This is a genomic window from Streptomyces sp. SID5464, from assembly GCF_009862985.1.
Classification (GTDB): domain Bacteria; phylum Actinomycetota; class Actinomycetes; order Streptomycetales; family Streptomycetaceae; genus Streptomyces; species Streptomyces chartreusis_D.
In genome coordinates this window covers 92,540-106,426 of sequence record NZ_WWIQ01000001.1, presented here as the reverse complement: position 1 = coordinate 106,426, position 13,887 = coordinate 92,540, and the positions used below count along the sequence as shown (strand labels likewise).

17 protein-coding genes are annotated in these 13,887 nt (G+C 72.4%); 5 read left to right on the top strand and 12 right to left on the bottom strand.

The window, feature by feature from the left end:
* Positions 1–11: 11 nt before the first annotated feature.
* A complete protein-coding gene (gene hisI / locus GTY47_RS00490; RefSeq protein ID WP_010039428.1) occupies positions 12–398 on the bottom strand; it encodes a phosphoribosyl-AMP cyclohydrolase in 387 nt (128 codons plus the stop codon).
* Between the two features lie 84 nt (positions 399–482).
* Between hisI and GTY47_RS00485 the strand changes: the two genes are divergently transcribed.
* The gene (locus GTY47_RS00485; RefSeq protein WP_010039427.1) at positions 483–1,118 is read left to right on the top strand and encodes a TIGR03085 family metal-binding protein; all 636 of its coding nucleotides are present in this window, start codon (positions 483–485) and stop codon (positions 1,116–1,118) included.
* Positions 1,119–1,190: 72 nt separating this feature from the next.
* Here the strand turns inward: GTY47_RS00485 and hisF are convergent, their stop codons facing one another.
* Genes hisF through hisD form a run of 8 tightly spaced genes read right to left on the bottom strand, consistent with a single transcriptional unit; the run spans position 1,191 to position 6,910 of the window.
* Entirely contained in the window at positions 1,191–1,946 is a 756-nt protein-coding gene (gene hisF, locus GTY47_RS00480; RefSeq protein ID WP_010039426.1) for an imidazole glycerol phosphate synthase subunit HisF, read from the bottom strand.
* Entirely contained in the window at positions 1,943–2,344 is a 402-nt protein-coding gene (locus GTY47_RS00475) for a RidA family protein (RefSeq protein WP_010039424.1), read from the bottom strand. The genes hisF and GTY47_RS00475 overlap by 4 nt, the downstream gene beginning before the upstream one ends.
* Positions 2,341–3,066 (bottom strand): bifunctional 1-(5-phosphoribosyl)-5-((5-phosphoribosylamino)methylideneamino)imidazole-4-carboxamide isomerase/phosphoribosylanthranilate isomerase PriA, encoded by a 726-nt coding sequence (gene priA, locus GTY47_RS00470; protein WP_010039422.1) that lies wholly within the window; start codon positions 3,064–3,066, stop codon positions 2,341–2,343. The genes GTY47_RS00475 and priA overlap by 4 nt, the downstream gene beginning before the upstream one ends.
* Complete coding sequence (hisH, locus tag GTY47_RS00465; protein WP_010039419.1) at positions 3,063–3,728, bottom strand: imidazole glycerol phosphate synthase subunit HisH; 666 nt, start codon at positions 3,726–3,728, stop codon at positions 3,063–3,065. The genes priA and hisH overlap by 4 nt, the downstream gene beginning before the upstream one ends.
* On the bottom strand, positions 3,725–3,889 hold the full coding sequence (locus GTY47_RS40055) for a hypothetical protein (RefSeq protein ID WP_010039417.1): 165 nt from the start codon (positions 3,887–3,889) through the stop codon (positions 3,725–3,727). The genes hisH and GTY47_RS40055 overlap by 4 nt, the downstream gene beginning before the upstream one ends.
* Positions 3,886–4,479 (bottom strand): imidazoleglycerol-phosphate dehydratase HisB, encoded by a 594-nt coding sequence (hisB, locus tag GTY47_RS00460; protein ID WP_010039415.1) that lies wholly within the window; start codon positions 4,477–4,479, stop codon positions 3,886–3,888. The genes GTY47_RS40055 and hisB overlap by 4 nt, the downstream gene beginning before the upstream one ends.
* A complete protein-coding gene (locus GTY47_RS00455; protein WP_010039413.1) occupies positions 4,476–5,588 on the bottom strand; it encodes a histidinol-phosphate transaminase in 1,113 nt (370 codons plus the stop codon). The genes hisB and GTY47_RS00455 overlap by 4 nt, the downstream gene beginning before the upstream one ends.
* Entirely contained in the window at positions 5,585–6,910 is a 1,326-nt protein-coding gene (hisD, locus tag GTY47_RS00450) for a histidinol dehydrogenase (protein WP_010039411.1), read from the bottom strand. Before hisD ends, GTY47_RS00455 begins: the two co-directional genes overlap by 4 nt.
* Positions 6,911–7,088: 178 nt before the next feature.
* Between hisD and GTY47_RS00445 the strand changes: the two genes are divergently transcribed.
* The 4 genes from GTY47_RS00445 to ybaK all read left to right on the top strand — a co-directional run bounded on the left by GTY47_RS00445 (position 7,089) and on the right by ybaK (position 11,086).
* The gene (locus GTY47_RS00445) at positions 7,089–8,666 is read left to right on the top strand and encodes a hypothetical protein (RefSeq protein ID WP_010039409.1); all 1,578 of its coding nucleotides are present in this window, start codon (positions 7,089–7,091) and stop codon (positions 8,664–8,666) included.
* A gap of 121 nt (positions 8,667–8,787) precedes the next feature.
* Positions 8,788–9,819, top strand: coding sequence for a hypothetical protein (locus GTY47_RS00440; protein WP_010039407.1), 1,032 nt, complete (start codon positions 8,788–8,790; stop codon positions 9,817–9,819).
* Positions 9,820–9,830: 11 nt separating this feature from the next.
* Complete coding sequence (locus tag GTY47_RS00435; RefSeq protein ID WP_010039405.1) at positions 9,831–10,571, top strand: LON peptidase substrate-binding domain-containing protein; 741 nt, start codon at positions 9,831–9,833, stop codon at positions 10,569–10,571.
* An 11-nt stretch (positions 10,572–10,582) separates the two neighbouring features.
* Entirely contained in the window at positions 10,583–11,086 is a 504-nt protein-coding gene (gene ybaK / locus GTY47_RS00430) for a Cys-tRNA(Pro) deacylase (RefSeq protein ID WP_010039404.1), read from the top strand.
* Positions 11,087–11,141: 55 nt separating this feature from the next.
* Here ybaK and GTY47_RS00425 read toward each other — a convergent pair whose 3' ends face one another.
* From GTY47_RS00425 to GTY47_RS00415, 3 genes are all read right to left on the bottom strand, one after another.
* Complete coding sequence (locus GTY47_RS00425; RefSeq protein ID WP_029181136.1) at positions 11,142–11,837, bottom strand: hypothetical protein; 696 nt, start codon at positions 11,835–11,837, stop codon at positions 11,142–11,144.
* Between the two features lie 56 nt (positions 11,838–11,893).
* Positions 11,894–12,715: an ABC transporter permease gene (locus GTY47_RS00420; RefSeq protein WP_010039401.1), complete on the bottom strand. Its 822-nt coding sequence runs from the start codon at positions 12,713–12,715 to the stop codon at positions 11,894–11,896.
* 91 nt (positions 12,716–12,806) lie between these two features.
* Positions 12,807–13,781, bottom strand: coding sequence for an ABC transporter ATP-binding protein (locus GTY47_RS00415; protein WP_010039399.1), 975 nt, complete (start codon positions 13,779–13,781; stop codon positions 12,807–12,809).
* Positions 13,782–13,887: the final 106 nt, after the last annotated feature.

The following is a 13,887-nucleotide window of genomic DNA, read 5'->3' as shown; positions in this document are numbered from 1 at the left end:
GGCCGCTGACCTTACTGATCCGAGGCGGGGGCGTCGGAGCCGCCGTCCTTGAGGAGCACGTCCTGGTCGAAGCAGGTGCGCGCGCCGGTGTGGCAGGCGGCGCCGACCTGGTCGACCTTCACCAGGACGGTGTCGGCGTCGCAGTCGAGGGCGACGGACTTCACCCACTGGAAGTGGCCGGAGGTGTCGCCCTTGACCCAGTACTCCTGGCGGCTGCGGGACCAGTACGTGCACCGGCCGGTGGTCAGGGTGCGGTGCAGCGCCTCGTCGTCCATCCAGCCGAGCATCAGCACCTCTCCGGTGTCGTACTGCTGGGCGATGGCGGGCAGGAGGCCGTCGGCGCTGCGCTTGAGGCGGGCGGCGATCTCCGGGTCGAGACGGCTGGGCGTGCTGGTCATGCCGTCCATTGTGCCGGGCGCCACTGACGGAGCAGGTGGAGTGTCCACTGGGCGGACCCGACGGCCGGTCGTAGGCTGGGCGGCATGTCGACCCATGCCAAGCGCGAACGACTTCTCCTCGCCGATCTGTTGGAGACCGCGGGCCCGGACGCGCCCACCCTGTGCGAGGGCTGGACGACCCGGGACCTCGCGGCGCACGTGGTCGTGCGGGAGCGCCGCCCGGACGCCGCCGGCGGGATACTGATCAAGCAGCTCGCGCCGCGCCTGGACCGGGTGATGGCGGAGTACACCGACAAGCCGTACGAGGAGCTGATCCAGCTGATCCGTACGGGGCCGCCGCGTTTCTCGCCCTTCTCGCTCAAGCAGGTCGACGAGATGTCGAACATCATCGAGTTCTACGTCCACACGGAGGACGTCCGGCGCGCCCAGCCCGACTGGTCGCCGCGCGAGCTCGACCCGGTCTTCCAGGACGCCCTGTGGTCCCGGCTGGAGCGCACCGCCCGGCTGATGGGGCGGGGCGTCCCGACGGGCCTGGTGCTGCGCCGTCCGGACGGCCAGACGGTCGTCGCCCACCGGGGCGCGCCGGTGGTCACGGTGACGGGTGAGCCCTCCGAGCTGGTGCTGTTCTCCTACGGCCGGCAGAGCGAGGCCAAGGTCGAGCTGGACGGCGACGAGGACGCGATCGCGAAGCTGCACGAGACGAAGCAGCTCGGGATCTGAGGGGCCGTGAGGAAACCCCGGGCATGAGGAGGCCCCGGCCGCAGCACGCGGCCGGGGCTCCCGACACGCGGGTCACCGCACCGGGTGACCCGCCTCCCGCAGCGTCTCCTTGACCTGGCCGATGCGCAGGTCCCCGAAGTGGAACACCGACGCGGCCAGCACGGCGTCCGCGCCCGCCGCGATGGCCGGCGGGAAGTCGGCCAGCTTGCCCGCGCCGCCCGAGGCGATGACCGGGACGGTCACGTGCCCCCGCACTGCCTGGATCATCTCCAGGTCGTAGCCGTCCTTGGTGCCGTCCGCGTCCATGGAGTTGAGCAGGATCTCGCCGGCGCCCAGCTCCGCGGCCTGGTGCGCCCACTCGACGGCGTCGATGCCGGTGCCGCGACGGCCGCCGTGGGTGGTCACCTCGAAGGAGCCGGACTCGGTGCGGCGCGCGTCCACCGACAGGACCAGGACCTGGCGGCCGAAGCGTTCCGCGATCTCCCGGATCAGCTCCGGGCGGGCGATCGCGGCCGTGTTGACGCCGACCTTGTCCGCGCCGGCCCGCAGCAGCTTGTCCACGTCCTCGGCGGTGCGCACCCCGCCGCCGACCGTGAGCGGGATGAACACCTGCTCGGCCGTGCGGCGCACCACGTCGTACGTCGTCTCGCGGTTGCCCGACGAGGCGGTGATGTCCAGGAACGTCAGCTCGTCGGCGCCCTCGGCGTCGTACACCTTGGCCATCTCGACGGGGTCGCCCGCGTCGCGCAGGTTCTGGAAGTTGACGCCCTTGACGACCCGGCCGTTGTCCACGTCCAGGCAGGGGATGACTCGGACCGCCAGGGTCATGAATCCACCGTTCCTCTGAATGCCTCTAGTTCCACCGACACCAGGACGCGCGGGTCGACGAAGCCCTCCACGACGAGGAAGGTCGCGACCGGGCGCACGGAGTCGAACAGCTCCTTGTGGGCCCGGCCCACCTCGTCGAGGTCGCGCGAGTGGGCCAGGTACATCCGCGTACGGACCACGGACCCGATGCCGAGCCCGAACTCGCCGATCGCCTCGAGGGCGCTGGTGAAGGCCGCCTTGGCCTGCTCGTACGGATCGCCCTCCCCGTACAGCACATCGCCCTTGAAGGGTGTCGTGCCCGCCACCAGCACCCGATCGCCCGCCGCCACGGCGCGCGCGAAACCGAAACTCTCTTCCCAGGGACTTCCGCTCTGCACGCGCCGTACGGCATCGCTCATGACGACACAGTCTCCAATGCCTCTTCCAGGGTGAACGCCTTCGCGTACAGCGCCTTCCCTACGATCGCGCCCTCGACACCGAGCGGCACGAGGCCGGCGATGGCCCGGAGGTCGTCCAGCGAGGACACGCCGCCGGAGGCCACGACAGGGCGGTCCGTCGCGGCGCACACATTGCGCAGCAGTTCCAGGTTCGGGCCCTGGAGCGTGCCGTCCTTCGCGATGTCCGTGACGACGTACCGCGCGCAGCCCTCCTTGTTGAGGCGCTCCAGCGTCTCGTAGAGGTCGCCGCCGTCGCGGGTCCAGCCGCGGCCGCGCAGGGTGGTGCCGCGGACGTCCAGTCCGACCGCGATCTTGTCGCCGTGCTCGGCGATGACCTTGGCGACCCACTCGGGGGTCTCCAGGGCGGCCGTGCCCAGGTTCACGCGGGTGCAGCCGGTGGCCAGGGCGGCGGCGAGGGTGTCGTCGTCGCGGATGCCGCCGGACAGCTCCACCTTGATGTCCATCGCCTTGGCGACCTCGGCGATCAGCTCGCGGTTGTCGCCGGTGCCGAACGCGGCGTCCAGGTCGACCAGGTGCAGCCACTCGGCGCCGGACCGCTGCCAGGCGAGGGCGGCCTCCAGGGGCGAGCCGTAGGAGGTCTCCGTTCCGGACTCGCCGTGCACCAGGCGCACCGCCTGGCCGTCGCGGACGTCGACGGCGGGGAGGAGTTCGAGCTTGCTCACAGTGTTCCGATCCAGTTGGTGAGGAGCTGGGCTCCGGCGTCGCCGGACTTCTCGGGGTGGAACTGCGTGGCCCACAGGGCGCCGTTCTCGACGGCCGCGACGAACGGCTTGCCGTGCGTGGACCAGGTGACCTTGGGGGCCTCCATCGCCGGGTTGTGGGTCTCCAGCGACCAGTCGTGGACGGCGTAGGAGTGCACGAAGTAGAAGCGCGCGTCCGCGTCCAGGCCGGCGAACAGCTGCGAGCCGGGCGCCGCGTCCACGGTGTTCCAGCCCATGTGGGGCACGATCTCGGCCTGGAGCGGCTCGACCGAGCCGGGCCACTCGTCTAGGCCCTCGGTCTCCACGCCGTGTTCGATGCCGCGGGCGAAGAGGATCTGCATGCCGACGCAGATGCCCATGACCGGGCGCCCGCCGGACAGCCGGCGGTCGACGATCCAGTCGCCGCGTGCCTCGCGCAGGCCCTTCATGCAGGAGGCGAAGGCGCCGACGCCGGGCACGAGCAGCCCGTCGGCGTTCAGGGCCTTGTCGTAGTCACGCGTTATCTCGACGTCGGCTCCCGCGCGCGCGAGGGCTCGCTCGGCGGAGCGGACGTTGCCGAAGCCGTAGTCGAAGACGACTACCTTCTTCTGCTTCTTCGAGGGGGCGCTCGATGGGGCGCTCAATTCCACACCTCCAGCCTCACGACACCGGCCGCCAGGCACATCGCGGCGCCGATGGAGAGCAGCACGATCAGGCCCTTGGGCATCTTCTGCTTGACGAAGGAGTAGATCCCGCCGACGAGGAACAGGCCGACGACGATCAGCAGGGTCGAGATGCCGTTCACAGGGCGCCCTTCGTGGAGGGGAGGATGCCGGCCGCGCGCGGGTCGCGTTCGGAGGCGTAGCGCAGGGCCCGGGCCAGCGCCTTGAACTGGCACTCGACGATGTGGTGCGCGTTGCGCCCGTAGGGCACGTGCACGTGCAGCGCGATCTGGGCCTGGGCCACGAAGGACTCCAGGATGTGCCGGGTCATGGTGGTGTCGTACTCGCCGATCATCGGCGCCATCTTCTCGGGCTCGGTGTGCACGAGGTAGGGGCGGCCGGACAGGTCGACGGTGACCTGGGCGAGGGACTCGTCCAGCGGGACCGTGCAGTTGCCGAAGCGGTAGATGCCGACCTTGTCGCCGAGGGCCTGCTTGAAGGCGGCGCCGAGGGCGAGGGCGGTGTCCTCGATGGTGTGGTGCGAGTCGATGTGCAGATCGCCCTCGGTCTTCACGGTCAGGTCGAACAGACCGTGCCGGCCGAGCTGGTCGAGCATGTGGTCGTAGAAGCCGACGCCTGTCGACACATCGACCTTTCCGGACCCGTCGAGGCCGATCTCGACGAGCACCGACGTCTCCTTGGTGACTCGCTCCACGCGTCCCACGCGGCTCATGTGCTCTGCTCCTTCTTCAGTTCACGGACCGCGTCGAGGAACGCGTCGTTCTCTTCGGGGGTGCCGGCCGACACCCGCAGCCACCCGGGGATGCCGTTGTCCCGGACCAGGACGCCCCGGTCGAGGATCTTCTGCCAGGCCGTGTGCGCGTCCTCGAACCTGCCGAACTGCACGAAGTTGGCGTCGGACTCGACGACGTCGTAGCCGGTGGCGCGCAGTTCGCGCACCAGGCGGTCCCGCTCGGCCTTGAGCTGCTCGACGTAGCCCAGCAGCGTGCCGGTGTGCTCCAGGGCGGCCAGGGCCGTCGCCTGGGTGACGGCCGACAGGTGGTAGGGCAGCCGAACGAGCTGGACGGCGTCGACGACGGCCGGGTGCGCGGCGAGGTAGCCGAGGCGCAGGCCCGCCGCGCCGAACGCCTTGGACATCGTGCGGGAGATGACGAGGTTCGGGCGCCCGTCGAGCAGCGGCAGCAGCGAGTCGCCGTGGCTGAACTCGATGTACGCCTCGTCCACGACCACCATCGACGGTTTCGCCGCCTGCGCGGCCTCGTAGAGCGCGAGGACCGTCTCGGGCGGGACCGCGTTGCCCGTGGGGTTGTTGGGAGTGGTGACGAAGACGACGTCGGGCCGGTGCTCGGCGATCGCCTTCTCGGCGGCCGGGACATCGATCGTGAAGTCCTCGTTGCGGGGGCCGGAGATCCAGCCCGTGCCGGTGCCGCGCGCGATGAGCCCGTGCATCGAGTACGACGGCTCGAAGCCGATCGCGCTGCGGCCGGGCCCGCCGAAGGTCTGGAGCAGCTGCTGGATGACCTCGTTGGAGCCGTTGGCGGCCCAGACGTTGGCGAGGCCGACCTCGTGTCCGGAGGTGTCCGTCAGGTACTCGGCGAGCTTCGTGCGCAGTTCGACCGCGTCCCGGTCGGGGTAGCGGTTGAGGTTGCGGGCCGCCTCTCGGACCCGCTCGGCGATGCGCTCGACCAGCGGCTCGGGCAGCGGGTAGGGGTTCTCGTTGGTGTTCAGCCGTACGGGGACGTCCAGCTGGGGCGCGCCGTAGGGGGACTTGCCGCGCAGTTCGTCCCGTACGGGCAGATCGTCGATGCGTACGTCGCTCACTTGCTCTCGGGTACCTTCCAGCCGAACCTGGCCTTGATCGCCGCGCCGTGTGCGGGCAGGTCTTCCGCCTCCGCCAGCGTGACCACGTGGTGCGCCACCTCGGCCAGCGCGTCCTGCGTGTAGTCGACGATGTGGATGCCGCGCAGGAAGGACTGGACGGACAGGCCGGAGGAGTGGCAGGCGCAGCCGCCGGTGGGCAGGACGTGGTTGGAGCCGGCCGCGTAGTCGCCGAGGGAGACCGGGGCCCAGGGGCCGATGAAGATCGCGCCGGCGTTCTTGACGCGGTCGGCCACGGCGGCGGCGTCGGCCGTCTGGATCTCCAGGTGCTCGGCGCCGTACGCGTCGACCACCTTCAGGCCCTCGTCGATGCCGTCGACCAGGACGATCGCGGACTGCTTTCCGGACAGCGCCGGGACGATCCGGTCGTCGACGTGCTTGGTGGCCGCGACCTGCGGCTCCAGCTCCTTCTCCACGGCGTCCGCGAGGTCGGCGGAGTCCGTGACGAGGACGGCGGCGGCCAGCGGGTCGTGCTCGGCCTGACTGATCAGGTCGGAGGCCACGTGCACCGGGTCGGCCGTCTCGTCGGCCAGGACCGCGATCTCGGTCGGGCCGGCCTCGGCGTCGATGCCGATCCGGCCCGTGAAGTAGCGCTTGGCGGCGGCGACCCAGATGTTGCCGGGGCCGGTGACCATGTCGGCGGGCGGGCAGGATTCCGTGCCGTACGCGAACATCGCGACGGCGGTGGCGCCCCCGGCGGCGTAGACCTCTTCGACGCCGAGCAGGGCGCAGGCGGCGAGGATGGTCGGGTGCGGCAGCCCGTGGAACTCGGCCTGGGCCGGGGAGGCGAGCGCGATGGACTCGACGCCGGCCTCCTGCGCGGGCACGACGTTCATGACCACGGAGGACGGATACACGGACCGGCCGCCGGGCGCGTACAGCCCGACCCGCTCGACCGGAACCCACTTCTCGGTCACCGTGCCGCCGGGCACCACCTGCGTGGTGTGCGTGCTGCGGCGCTGCTCGCGGTGGACGGTCCGGGCGCGCCGGATGGACTCCTCCAGGGCCGCGCGCACGGCCGGGTCGAGTTCCTCCAGCGCGCGCGTGAGCGCGGCGGCCGGGACCCGCACCTGGTCGAGCCTGACCCCGTCGAACCGCTCGGCGAACTCGATCAGCGCCGCGTCGCCCCGATGATGCACGTCCTCGCAGATCGGACGCACCTTCTCCAGGGCGGCCGACACGTCGAACTCGGCTCGGGGCAGCAGGTCACGCAGGGCGGGGCCCTCGGGAAGGGCGTCGCCGCGCAGATCGATTCGGGAGATCACGTGCTCAATTCTCTCAGACCCGAATGACGCGCCGTTCGCTCGTATCAATGGCTGATACAGACCGCCGACCACACCCGGAAGATCCCCTTCACTTTTCGCGTTCGGGCCGTCACTCAGCGGGCATGAACAGGTGTACGAGGCATCTGACCCGCGAGTATCCGGGGAGGAAGGAAGAGACGTGACCGAGGGGGCCGGCGTGCGCGCCGGGGAACTGCCCGACGACCTGACCGCGGCCGAGGCCGGAATGTGGCAGGCGTTCCGCAACGGCAGCGTGTACGACCTGAGCAGCGGTGACCCGGTGGTGGACGATCCGCACGGCGGCCACCCGTGGGACGAGGACCGGACCGTGCGGGCCCGGATCGTCTGCTGGCTGCTCCTGGACGGCCCGCCCGCCCTGGCCGGCCGTGTGTCGTCGCTGAAGCTGGCCGGCGTGCTGATCAGCGGCTCGCTGGACCTCGCGGGCGGCACGGTGGTGCCGTACGTCGAGATGCGCCAGTGCCGGTTCGAGCAGGACGTACTGCTGCCGGAGGCCCGCTTCACGACCGTACGGATGGTGGACTGCTCGGTGCCGCGGCTGGAGGCGGCCCGGGTGCAGACGGAGGGCGATCTGCACCTGCCGCGCTGCCGCTTCCACCGCGGCATCCGGCTCACGGACGCGCAGATCGGCACGGACCTGATGCTCAACCAGGCGATCGTGCACCGGGACCGCAGCGGCCGGTCGATCGCCGCGGACGGCCTGACCGTCGGCCAGGACTTACAGGCCGAGCTGCTGGAGTCGCACGGCGAGCTGAGCCTGCGCGCCGCCACCGTCGGCGTCTCCCTGAGCCTGCGCGGCGCCCGCCTGGCCAACCCGTACGAGCGGCTCGCCCTCAACGCCCCGCAGCTGACCGTCGAGCGCAGCCTGTATCTGACCCCGGCGGGCGTCGGCGCCCAGGCGATGAGCGGGATGACCCCGGCGCGCGGGACGCGGATCCAGCGGTTCTCGTGCGAGGGCGGGATCCGGCTGGACGACGGGCGGTTCGGCGACGCGGTCGACTTCGAGCGGGCCAGATTCACCCTCACCGACGACCAGGAGCTGTCGCTGCGCCGGGTGCAGACGCCGGAGCTGCGGTTCCTCGGCGAGCATCCCGCCCGCGGGCGGGTCGTGCTCTCGGGGGCGAAGATCGTCAACCTGATGGACCGGGCGGACGCCTGGCCCGGCCCGGGGCGGCTGCACATGGGCGGCTTCACCTACGAGAACCTCGTGCCGCGCGGGCCGTTCCCGCTGGCCGAGCGGCTGGAGTGGGTGGCGGCGGCGACCGCCGAGTACAACCCGGAGCCGTACGAGCGGCTCGCGGCCGTGCTGCGGGCCGGCGGGGAGGACGAGGACGCCCGCGAGGTGCTGCTCGCCAAACAGCGCCGGCACCGGGAGGGCCTGCCGCCGGCCGCCAAGCTGTGGGGCTACGCGCAGGACTGGGCGGTCGCCTACGGGTACCGGCCGGGCCGGGCCGCGGTGTGGATGGCGGTGCTGTGGGCGGCGGGCTCGCTCGCCTTCGCACAGGCCGGGCATCCGCCGCTGAAGCGCGGTGAGCATCCGGAGTGGAACCCCACGCTGTTCACACTCGATCTGCTGCTGCCGGTCATCGACCTGGGCCAGGTGGGCTTCTGGCAGTTGCGCGGGGGCTGGCAGTGGCTGGCGACGGCGATGATCCTGCTGGGCTGGATCCTGGCGACGACGGTGGCGGCGGGGGCGACGCGCTTGCTGCGGCGCAACTGATGATGCTGGTGTGACCGCCGTTGTTGAACTGTCACACTTTTACCTTCTCTTGACCTTGGGGCGTACAACTTTCCGCGAGTTCACCGAACCATCTGGCGCCGCCGTGACCAGCGGACTTTCAATGGTCGGCACCATGGCCATGCAGCTGCCGTTCATCCGCCCGGGCCGGATGACTAGGACCGCCTCCCACCCCGTCGGCGGGCCGCGCCCCGACGACGAGGTGCTGCTCGACGCGCCCGACGCACGGCTCAGTCCGGCGCTGGTCGCGGCCGCCCGCGGCGACCACGGACCGGCCTCCGGGCTGCTCCAGGCCACCCGGGCGGCGGCCGAGTGGGAGCGGCGCGACCGGTACATCACCCGGCTGGCCGCCTTCGCCCGCTCGCGCCCCGACTGGCTGGACGCCTGGCTCGCCACCGCCCCCCACGACCCGGACGCGCTGCTGCTCCGGGCCCAGCTGGCCGTGGACCGCGCCTGGCAGTCGCCGGCCCGGGCCGAGATGCTGCGCGAGGTGAGCCCGCTGATCACGGCCGCCGCCCGGGGCGACCACGGCGACCCGGTGCCCTGGCGGCTCGCGCTGGACCACGCGCGCGGCGCCCAGGCCGGACACACCTACTTCGAGCAACTGTGGGCTGCGGCGGTCCGCCGCGCGCCGCACCACTACGGCTGCCACGAGTCGGCCCTGCGCTATCTGGCCGCGTCCTGGCACGGCTCGCACCAGGAGTGCTTCGACTTCGCCGATCGGGCCGCGCAGGACGCGCCCGCCGACGCGCTCGTCCAGGCACTGCCGCTGCGGGCGGCCTTCGGCTACCTCACCGACGGCTGCGGGCCCGAGCTGCCGCGCGAGCGGCTGGACGCGGCCGCCGACCGGGCGATCGCGCTGTCCCCGCGCCTGCCGGCGGCCGACCCCTGGCCGGCCCGGATGCGGAACCTGCTCGTCTTCGTCCTGGTGTGCCTGGAACGCTGGCCGGACGCCCAGGAACAGCTGCGCCTGAACGGCCCGTACGCCACCTCGTTCCCCTGGGACCAGGTGTCGGACGACCCGCTCGGCCACTTCCTGCGGGTACGCGACGACATCCGGTCCGCAGCAGCCGGCCGGCCGCCCGGGCATCCACGGAGTGAACGGGGCGGACGAGTCCGCCCCGGCGACCATTAGGCTTTTGCGTCGTGACCACCGTCCGGCTCCCCCTCTTCCCCCTGAACTCGGTGCTGTTCCCGGGGCTCGTGCTCCCGCTCAACGTCTTCGAGGAGCGGTATCGCGCCATGATGCGCGAACTGCTGAAGACGCCGGAGGACGAGCCGCGCCGGTTCGCCGTCGTGGCGATCCGCGACGGCCACGAAGTGGCCCCCAGCGCGCCCGGCATGCCCGACCCCACGTCGCTGCCCGAGCGGGGGCCCGCCGCGGGCTTCGGCACGGACCCGGCCAAGGCGTTCCACAAGGTGGGCTGCATCGCGGACGCGGCGACGATCCGGGAGCGGACCGACGGCTCCTTCGAGGTGCTGGCGACCGGCACGACCCGGGTGCGGCTGCTGTCGGTCGAGGAGTCGGGTCCGTTCCTGACGGCCGAGCTGGAGCCCCTGCCGGAGGAACCCGGCGACGAGGCGGCGCCGTTGGCCGAAGGGGTGCTGCGGTCCTTCCGCCAGTACCAGAAGCGGCTGGCGGGCGCGCGGGAACGGTCCCTGACCACCGGCGCCGACCTGCCCGACGAGCCGGGTGTGGTGTCGTACCTGGTGGCCGCGGCCATGATGCTGGACACCCCCACCAAGCAACGCCTGCTCCAGGCCCCCGACACGGCTTCCCGCCTGCGGGACGAGCTGAAACTCCTTCGCTCCGAGACGGCCATCATCCGTAATCTGCCGTCGTTGCCGGCGTCGGAGCTGACGCGCGGCCCGACGAGTCTCAACTGAAGCGGACGGCAATGGCGAAGAAGTCGAAGAAGCAGCAGCAGGCGGGCGGCACCCCGGCGACGGTCGCCCTGACGGCGGCGGGCGTGGAGTTCACGGTGCACTCCTACGACCACGACCCCGCCCACCCCTCCTACGGCGAGGAGGCGGCCGAGGCGATGGGCGTCTCACCCGACCGCGTCTTCAAGACCCTGGTGGCGGACGTCGACGGCGCGCTGACGGTCGCGGTGGTCCCGGTGGCGGGCCAACTCGACCTGAAGGCCCTGGCAGCGGCGGTGGGCGGCAAACGCGCGACCATGGCCGACCCGACCCTGGCGGAACGCACGACGGGCTACGTCAGGGGCGGCATCTCGCCCCTGGGCCAGCGCAAAAAGCTCCCGACGGTCCTCGACGCATCGGCATCCGCCCACCCGACGATCTGCGTCTCGGCCGGCCGGAGGGGCCTGGAGGTGGAGCTCGCTCCGGAGGACTTGGCGAAGCTGACCGACGCGGTCCTGGCCCCGATCGGCCGCCCGTAGCTCCGCTTAGCTGCGCTTAGCTGCGCCCACCCGCCCTCAGCACCGACGCCGAGCACTACGCAACCGGCGGTGCCTGATACGGCCCGTCCGAGAGCTCCGGCTCCGGGTCCCGAGGCCCGAACAACGCCGTCAACCCGAGATGCACCACCAACGCCGCAAGCGGCCAGGCCAGCAACGCCCCCTTCGCCCCCAACTTCAGCGGCGCGGAGAACGTCACCCCCCGCCCCACTTCCCGCGCATGCGCGACCACGTCCTCCGCAGGCCCGAGCCACACCCCGATCCGCCAGGCCAGCAACGACCCGAGCAGCCCCCCGACGGCCAGCCCCACCACCAGCGGCACACCCCCGCGCCGCCGCAGCAGAAACACGACCAGGGCGCTGACGAACCCGAAGGCCAGCCCGAGCAGCGCGAACGTGCCGTCGACCCCGACGGCCTGCTCCCCCTCGGTGTCCTTGAGGTAGACGACCCAGTTCCCCTGGGCCACGTCACCGACCAGCGGCACGTGCGGCGCGAGCCACCACCACAGCACACCCAGCAGCACCCCGCCGAGCGCCACCGCCACGGCGACGACGCCGGCCTCCCGCAGTTCCGTCTTCATGCCGGGACCGTCCTGTCCGTACCAGCCGTGCCCGGCGTACTCGGCATGCTGGGACCCGGGAGCCGGAGCCCCGGACCCGGCGCCCGGCGGCTGCCACGAATCCTGTGCGGAACGTTCATGCGGCGGTGGTGGTGGATTCAGTGGTGCGGTCACCCTGCCATCGTGCCAGGCCCGCCTGTACCCCGCGTCACCGGACGATCCCTCCCCGCTCACCGGACGGCCGCCCGGCGGTACGCCCAGGTCGCCACGCCCAGCGAGACGACACCCACGCACCCGCACACGGCGAGGTCACCGAGCACGAAGGCCCAGTCGGGATGCGGCCCGAACGTCCGCGCGAAGGCCTCGACGCCGTACGTCGACGGCAGCAGGTCCCGCGTGAAACGCACCGCCTCCGGCATCCGCTCGGCCGGCAGCACGCCCAGCAGCAGCGCCGCCGACATGCCCAGCTGCCCGAGCAGCGTGGCCAGCTCCGGCCGGGGCGCGAGCAGCCCGAGCGCCGCCCCCAGCCCGGCGAGCGCGGCGCCCGCCAGCGGGATCACGGCCAGCAGGACCCACAGATGGGCCAGCGGCAACCCGAACAGCACACAGCCGAACACCGCCGTCACGACGGTCCCCGGCACGGTGAACGACGCGTACGCGCCCGCCGCGCCCAGCACCACCGCCGCCGGCGGTACCGGCAGCGTCGCGTAGTGGTCGAGCCCGCCACTGGCCCGCAGCTGCCCGAAGTACTGCGCGAGCAGGTTGAGTGCGACGAAGGCCACCACCAGCACGGACGACCCGGCGACCACGGCCTGCGCCTCCGCCCCGTCGTCCACGACCCCGCGCATCAGGATCATGATCCCGATCGACTGGAAGGTCGCCACGAACAGCAGCGGGATCCGCGCGACCCGCGCCCGGGACAGCTGCGCCCGGTACACGGCCGCCAGCGACGGCCACAGCCGCGCCCGAGGCCCGAGCTCGGCCGCGCCCGCGGCGGGCTCGTCCACGGCCACGGCACCGCCCGGCAGGACATCGGCGGGTACGACACTCACGTCGCGCTGCTCCCCTTCGTCGGGTCCACTGCGGCAGTCGCCCTGTTCACTACGTACGCGGCGGCCCGCGCGCTCAAGGCTTCGGTGCTCCTCACGCCTTCACCAGCCCCTGCTGCACGGCACCGCCCAGGGCCAGGTACACGTCCTCCAGGCTCGGCGTGGCCAGCGTGAAATCGTCCAGGGCGGCGAAGGCGGCCCCTCCGGTGACGGTGGCGACGACCGCCCGGGCCTCCTCGGGTCCGAGCCGGAGCGTCCACAGGCGCCCCGACTCCACGGCGCGGTCCCGCAGCGCGGCCACCTCGGGGACGTGCAGCGGCGGCGCGTCCCGCCACACCAGGTCGACCCGCACCTCGCCGGCGACCTGTTCCTTGAGCCCGGCCGGGGTGTCGCAGGCGATCACCCGCCCCCGGTCGAGGACGGCCACCCGGTCGAGCACGGTCTCGGCCTCGATGACGTTGTGGGTGACGAGCAGCACGGTCGTCCCGCGCTCGGCCCGCCGCCGGTCGACGGCGGACCACACGGCCCGCCGCGCCACCGGGTCCATGCCGGTGGTCGGCTCGTCGAGCACGAGCAGCGGCCGCTCCCCCACCAGCGCCGCGGCGAAGCACGCCAGGCGCCGCTGGCCTCCGGAGAGCTTCTTCAGCGGCCGCCCGGCGAGCGGGGCGAGCCCCAGCTCGTCGAGCACGTCGTCCCGCTCGGCCCGCGCCCGCCGGACGTCCAGGCCGCGCAGCCGCCCGGTGGTCTCGGCGGCGAGCGACACGGTCAGCTCGTCGAGGGCGGTGGATTCCTGCCCCAGGTAGGCGAGGATCCGCGCGGCCCGCTCCGGGTGGCGCACGATGTCGTGCCCGAGGATCTCCACGCTGCCGCGGTCGGGGCGCATCAGCCCGGTGAGCTGCCGCACGAGGGTGGACTTGCCGGCACCGTTCGGCCCGAGCAGGCCGAAGATCTCGCCGCGCCGGATGTCCAGCGTCACGTCGTCCGTGGCGCGGACCTCGGGTGTTCCGGGCGCGCCGCGCCGGCCGCGTACGGCCGGATAGGTCTTGGTCAGCCCGCGCACCGCGCACACGACGTCACCATCGTGCCGAAATGCCTGTGCCGCGCGCTTACTCACAAGGGACGAGACTACGGGGTCGACCGCCCCGGTCCGCTCTCGGGTCGGTCCACAACGGGAA

Bases quoted from the DNA above. Each gene is read 5' to 3' on its own strand.
- hisI (WP_010039428.1), bottom strand. From the start codon at position 398: ATGACCAGCACGCCCAGCCGTCTCGACCCGGAGATCGCCGCCCGCCTC.
- GTY47_RS00485 (WP_010039427.1), top strand. From the start codon at position 483: ATGTCGACCCATGCCAAGCGCGAACGACTTCTCCTCGCCGATCTGTTG.
- hisF (WP_010039426.1), bottom strand. From the start codon at position 1,946: ATGACCCTGGCGGTCCGAGTCATCCCCTGCCTGGACGTGGACAACGGC.
- GTY47_RS00475 (WP_010039424.1), bottom strand. From the start codon at position 2,344: ATGAGCGATGCCGTACGGCGCGTGCAGAGCGGAAGTCCCTGGGAAGAG.
- hisB (WP_010039415.1), bottom strand. From the start codon at position 4,479: ATGAGCCGCGTGGGACGCGTGGAGCGAGTCACCAAGGAGACGTCGGTG.
- GTY47_RS00440 (WP_010039407.1), top strand. From the start codon at position 8,788: ATGGTCGGCACCATGGCCATGCAGCTGCCGTTCATCCGCCCGGGCCGG.
- ybaK (WP_010039404.1), top strand. From the start codon at position 10,583: ATGGCGAAGAAGTCGAAGAAGCAGCAGCAGGCGGGCGGCACCCCGGCG.